This is a genomic window from Brevundimonas sp., from assembly GCF_031412435.1.
Taxonomy (GTDB): domain Bacteria; phylum Pseudomonadota; class Alphaproteobacteria; order Caulobacterales; family Caulobacteraceae; genus Brevundimonas.
The window spans coordinates 66,549-84,494 of the sequence record NZ_JANODA010000083.1; the positions used below are offsets into that span (position 1 = coordinate 66,549).

General features: G+C 64.5%; 14 protein-coding genes and 4 pseudogenes. 9 read left to right on the forward strand and 9 right to left on the reverse strand.

Translation table 11 applies throughout. The features are described from left to right. Nucleotides 1-141 precede the first annotated feature (141 nt). Nucleotides 142-594, forward strand: a complete 453-nt coding sequence (locus RMO01_RS16585; RefSeq protein ID WP_309630172.1) for a PA2169 family four-helix-bundle protein — start codon at nt 142-144, stop codon at nt 592-594. Nucleotides 595-666: 72 nt separating this feature from the next. On the opposite strand, the gene RMO01_RS16590 is transcribed toward RMO01_RS16585, so the two are convergent. The 4 genes and pseudogenes from RMO01_RS16590 to RMO01_RS16605 form a co-directional block, all read right to left on the reverse strand. Beyond that, on the reverse strand, nt 667-933 hold the full coding sequence (locus tag RMO01_RS16590; protein WP_309630173.1) for a hypothetical protein: 267 nt from the start codon (nt 931-933) through the stop codon (nt 667-669). A gap of 140 nt (nt 934-1,073) precedes the next feature. Next, nucleotides 1,074-1,849: pseudogene (locus RMO01_RS16595) on the reverse strand (heavy metal-binding domain-containing protein); the annotation flags it as partial. 32 nt (nt 1,850-1,881) lie between these two features. Continuing rightward, nucleotides 1,882-2,046 (reverse strand): hypothetical protein, encoded by a 165-nt coding sequence (locus RMO01_RS16600; RefSeq protein ID WP_309630174.1) that lies wholly within the window; start codon nt 2,044-2,046, stop codon nt 1,882-1,884. Nucleotides 2,047-2,355: 309 nt separating this feature from the next. Beyond that, entirely contained in the window at nt 2,356-2,961 is a 606-nt protein-coding gene (locus RMO01_RS16605; protein WP_309630175.1) for a hypothetical protein, read from the reverse strand. Nucleotides 2,962-3,050: 89 nt separating this feature from the next. Between RMO01_RS16605 and RMO01_RS16610 the strand changes: the two genes are divergently transcribed. Next, entirely contained in the window at nt 3,051-4,124 is a 1,074-nt protein-coding gene (locus RMO01_RS16610) for a winged helix-turn-helix domain-containing protein (RefSeq protein ID WP_309630176.1), read from the forward strand. A 55-nt stretch (nt 4,125-4,179) separates the two neighbouring features. Here RMO01_RS16610 and RMO01_RS16615 read toward each other — a convergent pair. Continuing rightward, nucleotides 4,180-5,289 (reverse strand): annotated as a pseudogene (locus RMO01_RS16615) (IS30 family transposase). A 589-nt stretch (nt 5,290-5,878) separates the two neighbouring features. On the opposite strand from RMO01_RS16615, the gene RMO01_RS16620 reads away from it, so the two are divergent. The 6 genes and pseudogenes from RMO01_RS16620 to RMO01_RS16645 all read left to right on the forward strand — a co-directional run. Further along, nucleotides 5,879-6,856: a PHB depolymerase family esterase gene (locus tag RMO01_RS16620; protein ID WP_309630177.1), complete on the forward strand. Its 978-nt coding sequence runs from the start codon at nt 5,879-5,881 to the stop codon at nt 6,854-6,856. A gap of 99 nt (nt 6,857-6,955) precedes the next feature. Then, nucleotides 6,956-7,635: pseudogene (locus RMO01_RS16625) on the forward strand (IS6 family transposase). 107 nt (nt 7,636-7,742) lie between these two features. After that, the gene (locus tag RMO01_RS16630) at nt 7,743-8,504 is read left to right on the forward strand and encodes a FadR/GntR family transcriptional regulator (protein ID WP_309630178.1); all 762 of its coding nucleotides are present in this window, start codon (nt 7,743-7,745) and stop codon (nt 8,502-8,504) included. A gap of 393 nt (nt 8,505-8,897) precedes the next feature. Beyond that, nucleotides 8,898-10,772 carry a hypothetical protein gene (locus RMO01_RS16635; RefSeq protein WP_309630179.1) on the forward strand — a complete coding sequence of 625 codons (1,875 nt, stop codon included), beginning with the start codon at nt 8,898-8,900 and terminating at the stop codon, nt 10,770-10,772. A 263-nt stretch (nt 10,773-11,035) separates the two neighbouring features. After that, the gene (locus RMO01_RS16640; protein ID WP_309630180.1) at nt 11,036-13,621 is read left to right on the forward strand and encodes a TonB-dependent receptor; all 2,586 of its coding nucleotides are present in this window, start codon (nt 11,036-11,038) and stop codon (nt 13,619-13,621) included. A 317-nt stretch (nt 13,622-13,938) separates the two neighbouring features. Further along, nucleotides 13,939-14,181 (forward strand): annotated as a pseudogene (locus tag RMO01_RS16645) (transposase); the annotation flags it as partial. 147 nt (nt 14,182-14,328) lie between these two features. On the opposite strand, the gene RMO01_RS16650 reads toward RMO01_RS16645, so the two are convergent. The 4 genes from RMO01_RS16650 to RMO01_RS16665 all read right to left on the reverse strand — a co-directional run bounded on the left by RMO01_RS16650 (nt 14,329) and on the right by RMO01_RS16665 (nt 16,780). Next, nucleotides 14,329-14,559, reverse strand: a complete 231-nt coding sequence (locus RMO01_RS16650; RefSeq protein ID WP_309630181.1) for a hypothetical protein — start codon at nt 14,557-14,559, stop codon at nt 14,329-14,331. A 142-nt stretch (nt 14,560-14,701) separates the two neighbouring features. Further along, nucleotides 14,702-15,127, reverse strand: coding sequence for a BLUF domain-containing protein (locus RMO01_RS16655; protein ID WP_309630182.1), 426 nt, complete (start codon nt 15,125-15,127; stop codon nt 14,702-14,704). Between the two features lie 94 nt (nt 15,128-15,221). Beyond that, the gene (locus tag RMO01_RS16660; protein ID WP_309630183.1) at nt 15,222-15,728 is read right to left on the reverse strand and encodes an SgcJ/EcaC family oxidoreductase; all 507 of its coding nucleotides are present in this window, start codon (nt 15,726-15,728) and stop codon (nt 15,222-15,224) included. A 77-nt stretch (nt 15,729-15,805) separates the two neighbouring features. Then, nucleotides 15,806-16,780, reverse strand: coding sequence for a sodium-dependent bicarbonate transport family permease (locus RMO01_RS16665; RefSeq protein ID WP_309630184.1), 975 nt, complete (start codon nt 16,778-16,780; stop codon nt 15,806-15,808). A gap of 220 nt (nt 16,781-17,000) precedes the next feature. Between RMO01_RS16665 and RMO01_RS16675 the strand changes: the two genes are divergently transcribed. Next, nucleotides 17,001-17,606 carry a LysR family transcriptional regulator gene (locus RMO01_RS16675; RefSeq protein WP_409013097.1) on the forward strand — a complete coding sequence of 202 codons (606 nt, stop codon included), beginning with the start codon at nt 17,001-17,003 and terminating at the stop codon, nt 17,604-17,606. Nucleotides 17,607-17,946: the final 340 nt, after the last annotated feature.

The following is a 17,946-nucleotide window of genomic DNA, read 5'->3' on the forward strand; positions in this document are numbered from 1 at the left end:
AGGGTCGGCTTTTCGACCTTACGCCCAGGCTGGTCCCAACCCTTATCGGACTCTCTGTCCCCGCTCGCAAGCAACAAGCCGTGTCTGGGAACACGGTAAAGCGTCGGCAGTTCTATGTGTCCCTCAAACAAGGACGCCTCAATGCCCACCGACAATCATCGCGCCATCAAGACCCTGAACGATCTGATCGAGACGACGCTGGATAGCGTGAATGGCTATCGCCATGCCGCCGACGGCGTCAGCAGTTCGGAACTCAAAGCCCTGTTCACAGAGCGCGCCGGCCAGCGTGAAGAACTCAGCCGTCGGCTCCAGGCCGAAGTTCGCACGTTTGGTGGTGAACCTGAGGATGACCAGTCTCTGCTGGGCCGCATCCACAACAAGTTCGCCGAGATCAGAGGCGAACTCATGGGCCGCGACGACAGCGGCGTGATCGACGAGGTCGAGCGTGGCGAGGACGTGATCAAGGCGCGGTTTGAAGACGCCACCAAGGACACCGATCTTCCCGACACACTCCGCCAGCGCGTGGCTGAAGAGTATGCGTCGATCAAGGCTGACCACGATACGATCAGCGGTCTGAAGCATCGCCTCAACTAAACCGCAACGTCCGCAGCTGCACGATTGAACGACGCGCCCGAGTTGATCTCCGGCGCGTCGTTCTGCGACGACCTACTCTGTTCGGGCCGCGGCATCGGCAGCCGCCTCGGTTTTCCGAGCGGCCGTGTCGGCGGCTGCATCGACGTTGGCTGCCGCCTCGCTGGTTGCGGCAGAGGCGCTGTCGGCAGCGGCGTCTGCGTTTGCGGCGGTGTCGCTCGCAGCAGAAGCAACCGTCGCTCCGGCGTTATCTGCAGTGGCGGCTGCCTTGTCTTCCGTATTCTCGGAGCAGGCGGCCAGTGACAGGGCGGCCGCGACGACGGCGAAATGGAGAGTGCGCATTTCGTTTCCTCTGGACTGACATGGCGGCTGATCCGCCTTCAAAGGTCAGCTCGTGAAGCCTAGTGGCTCGCCAGGCTGATGGCGACAAACATGATGCGCCAGTGGCGAGTTTGCGTTGGCCAGCGGCGATGGAATCCCGGTCGCGCGGTCTTCGGCGCGAGGTTCAGCAGGGCCCGGATCGCTCCGGAGGTCCGTTCACGCGCCCGCAGCTCCAGCACCTGTCCGAGCAGAACCAGGACGGTGATCACTGCGGCGGCCTCGAAATAGACGGCGACCGAGCCGTCGGCAGCGCGGAAGGCGGCCGGATAGACGTCCGGGGCCAGGGCCGCGACCAGGCTGCAGATCCAGGCGACGCCGGTTCCCATGGCGATCAGGGTGAACATGTTCAGATGGCGCGTCTTCAGCGACGTCCAGCCGCGCTGAAAGAAGGGGCAGCCCGCCCAGAGGACGACCGGGGTCGCCAGAACCAGCTGAGTCCAGATCGAGATGGCGGCGGAACGAGGTGATGCAGGGCCGGGACCAGATGCCCGCCCATCTCGAGGACGAACACGGGCGCGGTCAGGACCAGGGCGATCCAGAAGCGCCGCGTCATGTCCGTCAGTTCGGCGTTGGGGCCAGCGGCCGCGCTGACCGTTTCAGGCTCCAGCGCCATGCCGCAGATGGGGCAGGGGCCCGGGCGGTCCCGACGGACCTGCGGATGCATGGGGCAGGTCCAGACGGCGCCGATGGGCGCCGTGTCCGAGGCGCGGCCTGGAGGGTCGGGCGCCTCCGCCAGATACCGCTCCGGGTCGGCGATGAAGCTCGACCGGCAGCGCGCGCTGCAGAAGTGGAAATCCCGATCGCCGTGGGTCGCCGTTCGAGCCGGATCGACGTCCATTCCGCACACCGGATCCCGGGCGGGTGTGGTTTCGGCCATCGGCGTCTCCTGTCGACTCCGGCAGCGTGCCGCTAGGCGAGCATTTTCCAGAGCACAAAGAAGGCCGTCACGCAGACGCCGGAAAAGAGGCACATGTTGACGAACATCCGCATCATGCCGCGCTCGTGCTGATCCTTGATCCCGAGATGGTCGCAGACCAGATTGGATGGACGCAGCAAAAGCGCAAGCAGGGTCATTCTCGTTCCTCAACGACCGACAGGTCGGACCGGGCGCCAGCGAATGGGATACTCAGTTTAGGCGGACCGAAGCCGCAGGGTCGGCCCCCATCCGTCTGAAAGCACCCTAGGGAATCCCCTCGATCCTGGGTAACGATGGACGTCCTGCGAGCTTGTTCGGCGAATGTGGCCAGCGGGACCACCCAGTCTTGCACCGTCAGGTCGGCTCCGTCGCCTCTGGAGCGATGACCACTTTCGACCCAAAGCGGACCTTGCGCCGCGCTCGCCAGACTGACTTTGCCGATCGCTGATCGGACCAGTTTTCTAGCGTTACGATGAGGCAGTTCCACCTTGACGGGCGCCATGACCCGCGCGGGCCGCGCGGCGGAACAGGGCCGCCGAAGCCAGCCAGATCATACAGAAAATGATGCTGAGCACGATCACCGGCCGAGGCCAGTTCTCAGACCCGGCACCCCAGTTCCGCAAGACAGCAAGGATTCCGATCAAGGCTTGGAGCCCGGCAGCCGATGCCATGGACAACGACAGGCCCCTCGCGCGGAAACGACTGGCGACCGCTCCGACAAACGCAGCGAGAATCACGCCCAGATAAAGCAGGTTCGCCGGATGATCTTCAGATCCGATGATTCCCACGGCGCCGTTGATCCAGATCAACAGAACCGAAGCGAGCACGGCGAGGCCGACGCCGATCCGATACGACCAGTCGCCCGAGGCGCGCACCGCCAGCTCTGTGATCGCGCCAGCCCCAATCAGGACGACGCCTGCGAAGATGAAGTCTGAGGTCGTCCACAGGACCTCGTCTGTGAACCGCATCGCGACGGCGGGCGTGAGCAGAAGGCCCGCGACGAGTGTCCAGCCGATCAGGCGTAGGGTCGAGGTCAGTCGGTCGTTCGGGTTGGCAGAGATGTCGTTCGTCATTGCCTTCGTTTCCAGCTTGGGTGAGGCTTGAGCTGTGAGGGCGCGGGCGATGAAAGTCCTGAGCGCCGCGTGAGGAAACCCTGAAAACCGTGGCTGGCGTCTATCGTTTCGACCGCTTCGTGCTGGACGCAGCGGATCGCCGCCTCTCTGATCCTGGGGGGACCGTGGAGGTGTCTGGACGCTATCTGGACGCACTGGTTCTGCTAATCACCGAGGAGGGCAGACTGGTGACCAAGGCGCGGCTTCTGGATGAGGTCTGGAAAGGCGTTCCGGTCACCGACGAGGCGTTGACCCAATGCGTGCGGTCCTTGCGTAAGGCCCTTGGGGACGAGGCGGGCAGGCCTCGGTTCATCGAGACGGTGCCCCGCCATGGTTACCGCTTCATCGCCTCTGTGACGCCTCCTCATGCTGAGCGCACAGACAGCGATGCGGCATCGGCCGAGGTCCGCGCTCAAACCGGTCGAAGCGAGGCGTTGGCGCGGTTTGTCGGCATGGGTCGAGCCGGGCTCATCGGCGGCGGCATGGCGGGATTGATCGGCGGCCTGGCCTACGGCTTCGCGGGGGTGGCGGACGCCGGGGCGGGCGGCTCACTGTCCGGACTGCTGGTGCTCGCCGCTCTGACAGCCGCGATCGGAATGATCGGGGGCTCAAGTGTCGGGTTCGGGGTCGGAATGGCGAGCTTCGTCTCCCGGCGCCGGGAACCATGGTTCCTACTTGGCGGCGCCTGCGGCGGACTGGTCGTGGGCGCCGTGGTGCGGCTTGCCGGGCTGGACGCCTTCACCCTGCTGTTCGGATCGGCGCCGAGGGCGATGACGGGCGCCGGCGAAGGCGTACTGCTGGGCGCTGCGATCGGCGCGGGCGTGTGGATCACGCGGGGACGAAAACGGCGGATCGCTGTGCTGGCCGGAACGCTCCTGACTGGCTTTGCAGGGGCGAGCGCCGCCTTGCTGGGCGGGCGGCTGATGGGCGGCAGCCTGGCTGCGCTGGCGGCGCAGTTCCCCGAGGCGCGGCTGAGGTTCGACCATTTGGGCGTCTTGTTTGGCGAAGCGACGTTTGGCTTGGTCAGTCAGATCGCCACCGCCAGCCTGGAAGGCGCGCTGTTCGGGGCGGCAATGGTGTTGGCGCTTACCTTTGAGCAGCGGCGAGCCGGTCTGCGGGATTGACGCTGACGCCGCGCAAAGAGGCAGCCATTTTGAACGTCCGCTCCGCACGGCGGGCTCAACTGATCGCCGCAACACACGCGGCGAAAGGTCTCTGCTGGCGTCCGATAGAGCAAGGGCTTTCTGGGACGCTCATTGAGTTGCCGGGCGATGGCGCTGAGCTGAGCCTGGCGGTGCAGGGACAGGTCGGTCCCGTGGGGCGGATACTGGCGCAGCAGCCGGTTGGTGTTTTCGTTCGAGCCTCGCTGCCAGGGTGACCGGGATCACAGAACCAGACCTCGCCGTCGGCGGCCAGAGCCAGCCGCTTGTGGACGGCGAGCGCCTTACCGCGGTCCCAGGTGAGGGATCGGTAGTTCGCCGGGGAGTTTCTTCGACTGTTTGATCAGGGCGGTGACGACGCTCTCGGTGTCCTTGTTGGCGACCTTGACCAGCATGACGTAGCGCGAATGCCCCTCGACCAGGGTGGCGACGTAGCTGTTGCGGGAGCCGCCGATCAGGTCGCCTTCCCAGTGACCGGGGACGGCGCGATCCTCGACGGATGCGGGCCGCTCGCTGGTGGAGACGGCGTCCTTGATCTGGCCGAGGCCTTGACGCTTCAGGCTCGCATGCCGGGAACGCCGGACGGTCCGCCGCGCCCTGAGGTGGTCCAGAAGTTCCTTCTTCAGCACCCCTCGGGTCTGGATGAACAGGCTTCGACAATGGTTTCGTGCGACCCCTGATTGTGCGGCACCCAGGGCCAGGTGCGCTTGAGCCAGCCGGCGATCTGCTCGGGCGACCAGTTCCGCCGCAGCTTGCCGGATACTGTCCGGGCCAGATCGGGTCGGCAAGCCAGCTTGCACGGCTTCGGACGCAAGGCCCGGTCCCAAGCCGCCTGATCAGAACGCGTCGCCCCATAGCGTTCGCCCCCGCCATTGCGTCGGACCTCGCGACTGATCGTCGATGCCGATCGACACAACGACCGGGCGATCCCACGCAGCGCGCAGCCGGTGCTGAGCCCCCGGGAGATTTCCTCCCGTTCGCCCAGACTGAGGGCCCCAGCCGCCCGCTTCCGGTCTGGAGGCCGGATTCCACCGGTCGGCGACAGCGCTAAAAACACCGACGACGACTCGCGGTCGAACCGCCGTCCGATCGAACGCATCGACTCGCCGGCCCTCCAGCGATCCCAGATTTCGGCGCGCTGGGCCGCCGAATATTAGATGCGACGCCGCTGTTTCATGATCCACGCTCCATCTCCGAAGAAAAGCGAGCGTGTTGCGTTCACCGGTTGAGTCCACCATCCATAGCGGACTTTAAACCGTTGTAGCCACCATCCAGTCTTCCAGAGGCAAGGCCGGGCGCACCGATGTACTACCTGATGTCCACGGCGGCTGGGCCGCGGCGCTGGTCGCGGGCGGCCTGACCTGGGTGGCCGCGACCTATCTGATCGCCATCAGCGGGGCCAGCCGGGAACTGACCGTGCGGACAACCGCCAGGCCCGGTTCCCGGATGGGGTTTAGACGACACAGTGCGCTGCGCTTATCCACGCGTCCGGGCAGTGCGCTCGGGATCCCACGTTAATTGTGCGCCGCACGATGTAATGCTGCATTGCAGCACCATATTGTCTCTAGGCCGGCCTGGTCGGTGAGAGTTCCCGTATGACCAGCCTCGGCCAAACCGTCGCCGCGATCAAAGCACGACGACCGAAACAAGCCAGCAGAACTAGGGCCGCTGGACTGGCGGTCGTTGGAGGGTTCGGGACTAACCCGGGAAACCTCACGATGAAGATCCACGTGCCCGCGAAGTTGACGCCTGAAGCTGGCCTGGTCGTTGTGATGCACGGATGCACTCAGACGTCGGAGGATTTCGCCGGCCCCGTCGGCTGGATCGAGTTGGCCGACCGGTTCGGCTTCGTCGTCGTGGCTCCCGAGCAGAGCCGGGCAAACAACTCGAACCTCTGCTTCAACTGGTATGGGCCCGGCGACATCAGGCGGGGGGCAGGGGAGGCGGAATCAATCGCCCAGATGGTGCGGTGCGCGCTCGACCTCCACGACCTGGACCCAAGCCGTGTATTTGTGACGGGTCTTTCAGCCGGCGGGGCGATGACGTCGGTCATGTTGGCGACTTATCCCGAGATGTTCGCGGGGGGCGCGATCGTTGCAGGGCTTCCTTACGGCGTCGCCAACAATCTCGGCGAGGCCCTCGCTGCGATGGCGATGACCGCCCCGCCAACCTCGGCGGTTCTGGCGGATCACGTCCTGTCCAACACCAACCACCGCGGACCATGGCCCAAGGTTTCGGTCTGGCATGGCCAGTCCGACAGCCTGGTGCGGCCGGCGGCGGGCGAAGCGGTGGCTGACCAATGGCGGCAACTTCATGGTGCTCAAAGCCCGCCACGAAAGGCGCGAACGCCCGGCGGGAGAGATTTTGCGGTATGGATGTCCGCTGATGGCGACCCGGTAGTGGAGCTCCATCGCATTCACGGGCTCGGCCACGGCGCCGCGGTCAAGGCGAAGGGGAGCGATGGGTGCGGAGCCGCTTCGTCCTACACCCCTGAGGTAGGGGTCTCATCCAGCTTCGAGATCGCCCTGGGGTGGGGCCTGGCCGATGCCTTGGCTACGACATCCGATCCTGCGTCGCGTGATGGTGCTGGCGGCCGCGGGCCTGGCCACATCGTACCGCCCACGCCGGCGGTGAGCGCCAACGGTATTGAGGATGTGATCAATCGCGCCTTGAGGTCGGCCGGACTGTTGAAGTGAGCGCATCTGTCCGGCTGCGTGGTGCTGTCAGGCGAACGATAAAGGGTCTCCGGTATTTGTGGCGTCAGCCACTGACGGGGATCAAATTTCGGGCAGTCGATTTCGTTCAAGCGCCACCGGTTTCCGGCGGATGTCATCCTCCAGGCCGTCTGGCTCTACTTTCGCTTCAGCGTCAGTTTTCGTGACCTCGAGGAGTTGAGGGCGCAACGCGGGGTCGACGTCAGCTATGAGACGATCCGGTGCTGGACGATCAAATTCGGACCGCTGATCGCGCGGCGGCTGAAGCGCGTCGGCCAGTTCCATCGCCTCGTTGGCATCCGGATGAAATGGTTTGCTGGATCGGCGGCAAGCGGATGTATCTGTGGCGGGCTGTCGATGACGAAGGCGAGGTCCTAGACCTGGTCGTCCAGCGCCGGCGGGGCACGAACGCTGCGTTGAAGCTGCTCAGGCGGCTCCTTAATAACCCGCCGGTCGAGCCCCAGACGATCACGACCGACGGCCTGGGCTCCTACGGCGCGGCTCTGGATCAACTGGGTCTGAGGCATCTGCATCGACCGGGCCGGCTTCGCGAGAACAACCGGGTTGAGAACTTCCATTTCCCGATCCGGCTACGAGAGCGGCAGCAGCGGTTCAAATCCCAGGCTTCAGCTCAGAGATTCCTCACCACCCATGCAGCGATCTACAACACCTTCAACATCCGGCGCCATCTGATCAGCAGACCCACCCTTCGCCGCTTCCGCGCCCACGCGGACGGCGCCTGGGCGGCTGCTGTTGCCTGATCGGGCCGGCGATTGGGGGCCTCTCAAGCGGGAAGAGTTATCCTGACAACGCCCTCTGCTTAACTCTGCTGGCCTGACAGATGCAATGAAGCTATACTGTATCTGAAATGACCACATCAACAGCGGACACTCGAAAACTCTACCAGCAGGTCGCCGCCACGATCGCGAACAACATCGCTACCGGCCGGCACACCGTGGGAGACAGGCTGCCGTCCGAACGCGACTTGGCCGAGGACCTCGGCGTCAGCCGACCGACGGTCCGAGAGGCGATGATCGCTCTTGAAATCCGCGGATTGGTCGAGGTGCGCCATGGATCGGGGGTCTATGTGACGCAAGCGACCACGACCGGCCCGGCGCCCGAACTGGACATCGGGGCCTTCGAACTCACAGAGGCGCGCCGCCTGTTTGAAGGCGAGGCCTGCGCGCTGGCAGCCAGCGCAATCACTGACGCCGAACTGGCCGAACTGGAAGTGATCCTGGGCGAGATGGAGGGCGAGAACACGCTGGCCTCTCCGATCGGCGAACACGCCGATCGGCGGTTTCACATGCTGATCGCCGCCGCGACGCGCAATGCAGCGATCCAGATGACAGTCGAGACACTGTGGGATCTGCGCTACCGATCGCCGTTGTGCGCGGCCATGCTGGAGCGGGCGCGACAGGTCGGCGTCCGCCCCCTGATCGAAGACCACCGCGTGATCGTCGACGCCCTGATCAAGCGCTCGCCGCGCGAGGCCCGCGAGGCGATGCGGGCCCATCTCAGCAGCGTCATCGACGGCCTTCTGACCGCCACTGAGATGGACGCCCTGGAGGTCACCCGATCCCATGGCGAAGCGCGCCGTCTGGACGTTGCGCGTCGCTCAACGCTCTGAGCGTTCTCTCCAGAGGGTAGACAACCGCCGGGGTCCGCCAAGCCCATGGCTTGGGCCCGGGCGCCGGCCGTCTCCCTGCCGAAGGTCGCGGCGCAAAAGCGACCGTTGGCCAAAAGACGGATTCAGCGGTTCAGCGGCCCGGAGGACTGAGCGGGATGACCCGATTGTCTGAGGACTGGATCGTACACGCCGCCAGCAGAGAGCGGCGTCGTGACCGCCTTAGCCACAGCGACCCATAAACTGGTAAGGCCGATTGACGCGTTGGTCATGCCAGACTACAGGTGCCGTCTGCTCTTCCCAAGGGTGGCGACTTCCTCGGGGGGCGGCTGAAAGGTCGCCTCCATTTTCCCCGTCCGCCGTGATTCGTTGGGGGACTATTTGCGCACATTTTCATTGTCGGCCGTCATCATCCTCGCCCTGGGCGCCGTCGCCGCGACATCCGCGGCGGCCCAGGAACGGGGGCGTTCCTACGTTCAGGCGCCGCCCATGAACACCACGGTCGAGACGGTGTTGAGGCCCCAGGTCGAGGCCCTGCTCGACGATCTGGTCGCCAACGGGCGGAGTTACCGGCTGGACGGCATCCCGGTTTTCGAAGCCTCGGACAAGTTTTTGCCGGGCAAGATCGCCATCGGCATGGCGCATCTGATCACGTCTTCGGCCCCCTCGGACCCGGCGCTGGCAGAGCGGCTGACCGCCTTTCGACGTCTCGCTGACCTGACGCTGGAGGACGCCAACGAAACCTGGGGCATCTACTATTATCTGTCGGCCCTGCATTCGCTGGAAGTCGCGGGCCTTCTGGATCAGGCCGTAGACCCGGCGACCCTGGCGCGTCTGCGCGAACGCCTGGACTGGCGCAGCTTCGTGCGTCAGCCGGACCTGACCTTGGTCGACCTGCCCAACAACTACTACGGCGTGGCCTTTAGTGTGGCGCGTCTGCGGTTCCTCCTCGGGTGGGAGGATGAGTCGGCGAGCGAAGCGTTGCTGGACAAGACCCTCCGGCATTTCCGCGACTATTCCGGCGAGTACGGCTTCGCCGACGAGACCGATGGGGAGGGGCGTTTTGACCGCTACAGCGTGCTGCTGATCGGCGAGATCGCCCAGAAATTCATCGAGACCGGCCTGACGCCTCCTCCAGACGTCCTGGTCTGGCTGCGCGCCTCGGTGGATGTGATACTGCCGCGCCTGAACCTGCGCGGCGAAGGTTTTGAGTACGGCCGCAGCATCGGGGCTTATGGCGAAACCGCCTTCGTCGAGGTGCTGAGTGCTGCCGCAGCCGTCGGCATTCTCTCCGACGACGAAACGGCGATGGCCTACGCCTTCTCCTCGCGGGTTGCTGCGCGCTACGTCGATTTCTGGCTGGATAGCGGGACGGGTTCGGTCAACCTTTGGGACCACGGCCGAAAGACCGACGCCTATCGCGGCAAGCACAGAATCCTGGGTGAGAACCTCAGCCTGTCTCACCAGCTGATCTACACCAATGCGATCTGGAACCGGCTCGGACTGCAGGATTCCGCGCCCGATGTCGCCTTCTCGACCTGGCTGGATCTCAGGCCCAGATCGACGACGACGTGGTTCTCTCGCAGAGACCATGACCGGCTTCTGGTCACCTATCGCGACGGCGATCGATTGATCGGTTTGCCGCTGATCAACGGCGGACCTGCGCAGCATATGAATACGCCGTATTTCCCGATCCCGTTCTCGCCGGGCGTTCTGTCCGGCGCCGCGGACGAGACGTTTCCGCAGTTGATCCCCCGCCTGACGATGCGGGACGGCGCGCAGCTGTCACCTCTGGCCTGGTTCACCGATGTCGAGGTCGACGAAACGGACTCCCGCGCCACGGTCACCTATCGGCAGCAGGCTTGGGATCGGATGGGCGATGTCGCGCCGGTTTCCGATACCCGGGCTCGCAGTCGCACGACCTACGTCCTCGAGCCCGGCGCCATTCGTCGGACCGACACCCTCGTTCTCGCGCCGGCTGACGCCGGGGCCGGAATCGATCTGGAGTTTGCAACCTACTCCGGCGCGCCGCGTCGGGACGGCGACCGGGTGGTCTTCGAGGTAGGCGAGGTCGCTTCGTTCGAAGCGACGGGACTGGACTGCATGGTTTCGCCCGAGGCTCCGGACCCCGAGATCTACGCCACGCCGGTGGGGCCCTTCCGAAGCCTTGTGAAGTGTCGGGGCATTGCAGGTGAGACGACTGAAGTTTCGTGGGAAATCCGCTTTCGGGTGACCCTCCCGCCATCGATCGTGTCGGTCACCCCTCCATAGCATGCCCCTTATCGCACCCTCGGTCCTGTCCGCATGACCCGCGGCTGGGAATTTTCGGTCATGACAATTCTCACACCGGCCTGACCAGTTTTGACAAGCGCCGATTGGCGGTGGTAGCGTTTCCAGAGAGCCAGAAATGACACCGGTATCATGCTGGTGCGAGGCCAGTCGTTGAGGGGCGGAACATGTTTACGGAATCGGTTCGTGGTCATTGCAAGATCGTGTTGAAAGCCGTGCTTCTCGGCTCAGTCGCTTGTCTGACCGTGTCGCCCGCGTTCGCGCAGGACGCGGCATCGCCGTCTGCGCTCGAACCCGCACCCCAGCAGCAGTCCGACCAGGTGGACGAGATCATCGTCACCGGCATCCGCGCCTCCCTGGCTCAAGCCGCCGACATCAAGCGGGAGTCGTCGCAGATCCTCGACGTCATCACCGCCGACGATGTCGGCAAGCTTCCAGACGCCAACGTCGCCGAAGCGCTTCAGCGTGTGACCGGCGTCCAGATCACGCGGGTCTTCGGCGAGGGCCAGGCCGTCAATATCCGTGGCCTGCAACAGGTCCGCGTCGAGGTCGATGAGCGCACCCTGCTGGGCTTCTCCGCCCGTGTTTCACCACCCGAGAACGACAATCTCGGTCGATCTTCTGGCCTGGATTCGGTGCCCTCATCCCTGTTCGGCAGGCTGGAAGTGCGCAAGTCGCCCCTCGCCAGCCAGGCTGAAGGCGGCCTGGGCGGAACGGTCAATCTGGTGACGCCCAAACCCTTCGATTTCAATTCGCCCAGGCTCTCGCTTCGCGCCCAGGGCACCTACTCCGATGGATCAGAGGAGTTCGAACCCAGCCTGACCGGCCTGTACACGAGGACCTTCGCCGACGGGATGTTCGGCGTGCTGATCTCCGCCGAGTACCAGAAGCGAACGTCCAGCGTCCAACTGCTGGAGCGGAACAATTGGCTGACCCGGCGAAACGGCGGCACGACCGACGTTCTGGCTCCGCTGCTTCTTCAATACGAGAACGTCGATATCGACCGGTCACGTTTCGGGATAAATGGAGCCTTCCAGGGCAGGCTTGGCGCCGACTTCGTTTTCACCGCAGATGCGCTTTACTCACGCGTGGACGCCGACCGAACCAACCAGGCCCTGACCTTCAACTTCCCGACCAGCGCGACCGCGACCATCATCACCAACGCTGTCAACGAAGGGGGCTATCTGGTCGCAGGCACGTCGGTCGGCCGGGTCCGGGTCCAGAATCAACGACGGAAGGATCCGACGGCCAATGCGCTGATCGGTTTGAACGGCCGTTATGACGATGGCCGGCTGACGGTCGAAGGCGACGCCTACTACAGCCGTGGGACACTTCGTCAGGAGATCGAAGTGGTCGTGCTGGATTCGGTGACGAACGTCGTCGGGACCTATGATTTCCGCAACGGCGTAGTGCCCAGCTTGACGCTGGAACGCCCGGCAGGCACGGCCTTCGACCCCAACCTGACCTCCAACTATGTCTTTCCCACTGCGGGGACCCTGACGCTGCGGGCCGGCTACGTGCCAGCCAACCTTGAGGAATACACAGGCAAGTTCGACGTGGGGTACGAACTCAGGGAGGGCCTGCGGGTCAGCGGCGGCGTGCGCTACGTCGCTCTGACCTCGGACTTCACCTCCCTGCGTAGTCGCGGCCTGGCGACTGCGGCCGAGCTGGCCCCGTTCGCCGTAACGGGCAGCCCCTCCTTCCTCGACCGGGTTTCCGGCAACTTCCCACGCAGCTTCCTGTCCTATTATCCGGACCCCGGGTTCCTCTACCCTCGGGTCCTGGCCACCGAGCCCAGTCTGGATCCGACCCTGCCTCCCGGCACGCTTCGCGCCAATGACGTCCGCGACTTCGATCTCGAGGAAAACACCCTCAGCGGCTATGTCATGGTCGACTACGAGACCGAGCTCCTCGGCCGGCCCGCGCGCCTGAACGCCGGCGTCCGGGTGACCGACACCGACTTCTCGGTGGACACCAATGCGCTGATCAACAACGTTTCAGTGCCCACCACCGACACCAACAGCTACACCAACGTACTGCCCAGCGTGAATTTCACACTGAACCTGACCGACGATTTCCTGATGCGGCTGTCCGCGTCGAGAACCCTGCAAAGGGCGGGACTCGCCGATCTGGCCCCCAGCACCTTCATCAACCAGACCAATCTGACGTCTGGAGGCGGCAACGCCCAGCTGACTCCGCCGATTTCAGACAATTACGATGTGTCGTTTGAATATTACACGGGCGGCAGCTCAATGCTCGCGGGGGCGATCTTCTACAAGGATGTCAGTGACTTCATTTCGACTGGAACGATCGAGGAGACGATCACGATCGGCGGCATCACCGACACGTATCGCACCTCCCGGCCGTTCAACATTGCTTCGGCTAGGGTGCGAGGCTTCGAGATCGGGGTCACCCAATTCCTGGACTTTCTTCCGGCACCTTTCGACGGCTTTGGCATAATCGCCAACTACACGTTTGCCGACAGCGAGGACAGCAATGGCTTCCCGCTCGTCGCGACCTCCAAGCACAGCTACAATCTGGTCGCTCTCTATGAAAAAGGACCTCTGTCGGCCCGCGTCGCCTACAACTGGCGCGATGATGCGGTGTTCGAGTTCACCCAAGGCCGCCCGGATGTGATCGCGGCGCGGTCACAACTGGACGCGCAACTAGGTTACGATATCACGGACACGATCGCCGTTTCGTTTCAGGCCCAGAATCTGATCCCAGAGGATTCCGCAACTGTCGAGATCGCCAACTTCAATCCTACGGCGATAAACAGCTACGCCCTGTCAGAGCGCCGTCTCTCCATCGGCATACGCGCCAAGTTCTGACGCCGGAGGCGTGAACCGCACTCAGTGACCGCTTACCCCGCGATGCGATGGACGCTTCGTATCGCGGGATCGGCCTGTCTGGTCAGCGACGCCACGGGCGTCTGCAAGGGTGTTTGTCGTCTATGGATGGCCCCTGCGCTGCAAGAGTGAATCTGGTTTGATGTCGGGATATGTCGGGGTGCGGTCATTCTGTCCGGCCTGTTGGCCCGGCGCTGATGTCCGCTGGCCCTGATGGAGTCCGCTAGTCAGGTCCATGGGCTCAGGACGCCTTGATGTGATGCGCTCGATCTGATTGAGGCTCTGCAAGGAGACTGGATATGAGCGACCTTCATTGGCTGACGGACGAGCAGATGGAGCGGCTCAGGCCGCACTTTCCCAAGAGCCACGGCAGGCCCAGGGTGGACGATCGCCGAGTGCTGAGAGGGACCATCTTCGTCAATCGCAACGGGCTTCGATGGCGTGACGCGCCGGCGACCTATGGTCCACACAAGACGCTGTACAATCGCTGGAAGCGGTGGATTGAGGCGGGCGTCTTCATCCGGATGATGCAGGGCCTGTCTCGTCCACGGGTATCGCGACCCCCAGCCTCGAGGCCCGTGCGATGGCGCATCTGGGGTTCCGTCCGGACCGCTCCCGACCCCAACCTGACATGCTGAGCGCTCCAACAGATTAGGAACAGCCAAGCCAAGTCGCAGCGGATCATCGCATCATGATCGGCCATCATCGCAGGGAGATTGGCGCATCAGGAGGCTACTCCGCGACGCGATCAGACTGGAAAGGATCTGGAGGTCATTGGTCAGATCGATCGGATCCTCGACCAGTGCGGACCTCAAGGCCGACTTGAGCCAGGGGCTCATGTCAGGGTGTTCCAGAACCCAACGGATGCGCGCGTCGATCACCTCCAGATCTGCGCAAGGCGTCACGACTTTCTGGCCCATTGAAGCCTCCCCTCTGTTTTGATCCTAACGATTGCAATCGCCGCACGAGCCGGGATCGGCAGTGGACGCGAGAACCGGGCGCGCCGGTCTATGTCTGCAGCCGACACAGGCGGGACACTCGGCGCGGATCTTGATCGTCAGCTCACCGCATTCCTGGCACTTGACGTAAGCTTCCGGTCAAACCCTCCAGCATCGCCAGGCGCGTCTCAACAGCGAGCGCGTCTGGGATCATGAGGTCAGCGAGGCTGACGACCAGGCTGGGCTCGATGAGATCCGCTACCAGCGACCAGCGTCCGAATATTCTTGCCGAGGCGGGGCCGAGCTCGAGAATGTGGATATCGCGATGTCGGCGGTCGCGTTGCAGGCGCGCCACCAGACTGAACAGATTGTCTCGTGGCCCTTCGACCACCCCGAAATACTGAGACTTACTGACGGCGAGCGCCCCGGTGAGTCCGTCACGGTCGTTGTTACGCTGGGAAATGGCCAGCAGCTCCGCAAGGCCGATCAGGGACAGAGGTTTCAACGTTGCGACGCTGAGGTAGCTCAATCGGTGAAGTGAGTTCGGCACGGGGGTCTCTTTCGGCCTGGAGGGCAAAGGCGACCGCCGAACACCGGGTCCGGCAGGCACCGACGCAGCGTCAGAAGCGACGCCCGTCTATCGATCAGCGGGTCTGCGTAGGCCCTGCTTCGGGCATGGCCGAAGAGTGGAGATGGTCGACCTTCCAGACGCCGTCTTCGAACCGGTAGATGAAGGAGTAGCGGGCGTGGACGTCACGCGTCTGACCCGTCGTGGCATCGGTGAGGGTGACAGTCCACGTTCCGACCCGCGAGGCTGTGTGGCAGTCGATCTCGACGGTGCTGGTGTCGATCCGCGCCACGGGCTGATTTCTCAGAAAGCTGACGAAATAGTCCCGAACGCCAGCAGGGGTGGTGCGGGGCGTGTTGGAGACTGTCGGCAACAGAACCGGCTCTCCGGTGAACAGGGCAGTCACAACATCAGGATCGCGAGTGGCCCAAGCGTCGGAGAAGCGTTCGAACTGCACCTCGATGTCGGCCGTCGTCGCGGCCGGACAGGTCCGGGCCGTCTGGGACATAGGCAGCGCCCAGGCGGAGATCGGCGCAGCGGTCGAAATCAGGGCGGCGGCAGTGACGAGGGAAAGGATTTTCATGCTGGCTCCGAGAGAGGTCCGGCGATTGCCGGATGGTGGTTGTCGGGACGAAAGGGGGGCGAAATTCGAGGGCGCGTTCACCTCCACAGCCAGACCGCAGCGGCCGTGTAGAAGGCGATGCCGAGCGTCAGGTTGAAGGGAAAGGTGATGGCCAGGGACGCCGTCACGAAGACGCCTGTGTCCGCCTTGGGCGCGGCCAGCCGCATGGCGGCCGGCACGGCGATATAGGATGCCGAGCCGGCCAGGATGGTGAGTAGGGCGGCGTTGCCGAGTTCGAGCCCGACGAGCCGCGCCAATCCCAGCGCGAGGCCGGCTGAGAAGAGGGGAAAGCCTAAAGCAAAAGCGACCACGGCCGGGCTTAGCTTGCGCCCGCCCTCCATCAGCCTGCGCGCGGCGATCAGGCCGATGTCGAGCAGGAAGAAGCAGAGCGCGCCCTGGAACAGGGGGCCCACGAACACGTCCAGCCTGGCCATCCCGGCCGCCCCCGAGACCAGTCCCACCAGAAAGCTGCCCAGCAGCATGACGGTGGCGGCCCCGACGAAGACTTCCTTCAGGACCGTTCTGCGTTGACCGGGTTCACCGCGACCCGCACCGTTCAGCAGCAGGAGGGCGGTGAGTATGGCAGGCGTCTCCATCAGGGCGAGGACCGCGGCCATATAGCCGCCGGAGGCAATGCCGAGAGACGCCAGATGCTGCTGCCCTGCGGCGAACGTCACGACCGAGACAGAACCGTAGGTCGCCGCGAGAGCGCAGGCCGTCGAACGGTCGAGCCTCGGCATCCGCTTGAGAATGACGAAGGCGACAAGCGGCATCAGGGCGCTGAGCGCAATGCCTATGGCGCCCGCGGACAGGAAGTCGCCACTAAGCCCGGCTGCACGCGCTTCCACCCCGCCCTTGAAGCCGATGCAGAGCATCAGATACAGCGACAGCGCTTTGGCGATGGGGTCCGGTATGGACAGGTCCGACCGCGCGAAGGCGGCCGCTGCGCCAAGGAAGAAGAACAGGATTGCCGGGGAGGTGAGCAAGGCGAGGCTGGCGGAAAAGTCGGGCATTCGGTGGGATCCGTCTGAGGCGCGCTTGCTCTGCCCTCGACGAATGCTTCGATCCAGTTCATTGGAGTGATGTTTCCCATAACGAATGCTAATGACATGACGTCGGGCTTGGTCACCTGGAGATCAACCTGCTGCGCACGTTCGTGACCGGCGTGGAAACGGGAAGCTTTACCCGGGCGGCCGCTCTGTTGGGCGCACCCAGCCCGCCGTCAGTCTGCAGATCTGCAGACTCGAGGATCAGTTGCGATCGCCGCTTCTGGACCGGGCGGGCAAGGGCGGCGCCGTGACGACGGAAGGCGCAGGCCTGCTGCCGCAGGCCCGCCGACTCTTGCGGCTGAACGACGAAATTGTCTCGACGCCGGGCGAAGGCGATCTGGAGGGCGAGATACGGGTTGGCGCGCCAGAGGACGTCGCGACGATGCATCTGCCGGGGATCCTCGGCGCTTTCGCGCGCAGCCACCCCCGGATCAAGCTTTCGGTGACCTGTGACTGCACCGCCAATCTGCTCGATCAGATGTCACACGGGCTACTCGATCTTGCCCCGGTCAAACGCGACCCGTTCGGAGCCGAACTGGGCGTCCGAGTCTGGAGCGAGCCCCTCGTCTGGGTGGCGCTCGTCCAGTCAATCCTGGAGGCGTACCCTCTGCCCGTGATCGTCGCGCCGGCTCCTGACATCTATCGCAAGCGGGCGCTGGCCGCGCTGGAAACGGCAGGCCTCGCCTTCCGCGCTCCTTCACCTCGCCCAGCCTCGCGGCCAGATGGCGGCGCTGCGGGCGGGTCTTGGGGTGGGGGTCCTTCCGGCCGCCATGGCCCCCGCGCGACCTGACCGTTCTTGGTGACCCGCTGTCGCCGCTCCGCGTCAGCGGGATCGCCCTTGTGTCCACGCGCGGCATGGGTCCGCCCGCCGGGTTGTTGGCGCAGGAGGTTCTTCGCGCCCGGGAGCGCGGCCCGTCGTCGTCCTGACGCCGATCCATCGGGGCCCGACACGGGACCTCAATGGGCCGGATGTTCCGGTCGATCTCTGGCGTCGCGGGTCCTGATCCAGGAATAGAGCATCGAGCCGCCGATCAGGCCGAGGGTCGCGATCAGGGACCACTGCGGCTCGAGATAGGGCACCAGCGCCTCGCCTGTCATGTCCTTCCACGCCTTGTAGAGGCCGAAGTTCC

What these genes read in the sequence shown, in the direction of transcription:
- RMO01_RS16665 (WP_309630184.1), bottom strand. Translation starts at nt 16,780, where the DNA reads ATGCCCGACTTTTCCGCCAGCCTCGCCTTGCTCACCTCCCCGGCAATC.
- RMO01_RS16590 (WP_309630173.1), bottom strand. Translation starts at nt 933, where the DNA reads ATGCGCACTCTCCATTTCGCCGTCGTCGCGGCCGCCCTGTCACTGGCC.
- RMO01_RS16605 (WP_309630175.1), bottom strand. Translation starts at nt 2,961, where the DNA reads ATGACGAACGACATCTCTGCCAACCCGAACGACCGACTGACCTCGACC.
- RMO01_RS16630 (WP_309630178.1), top strand. Translation starts at nt 7,743, where the DNA reads ATGACCACATCAACAGCGGACACTCGAAAACTCTACCAGCAGGTCGCC.
- RMO01_RS16600 (WP_309630174.1), bottom strand. Translation starts at nt 2,046, where the DNA reads ATGACCCTGCTTGCGCTTTTGCTGCGTCCATCCAATCTGGTCTGCGAC.
- RMO01_RS16620 (WP_309630177.1), top strand. Translation starts at nt 5,879, where the DNA reads ATGAAGATCCACGTGCCCGCGAAGTTGACGCCTGAAGCTGGCCTGGTC.
- RMO01_RS16660 (WP_309630183.1), bottom strand. Translation starts at nt 15,728, where the DNA reads ATGAAAATCCTTTCCCTCGTCACTGCCGCCGCCCTGATTTCGACCGCT.
- RMO01_RS16650 (WP_309630181.1), bottom strand. Translation starts at nt 14,559, where the DNA reads ATGGGCCAGAAAGTCGTGACGCCTTGCGCAGATCTGGAGGTGATCGAC.
- RMO01_RS16585 (WP_309630172.1), top strand. Translation starts at nt 142, where the DNA reads ATGCCCACCGACAATCATCGCGCCATCAAGACCCTGAACGATCTGATC.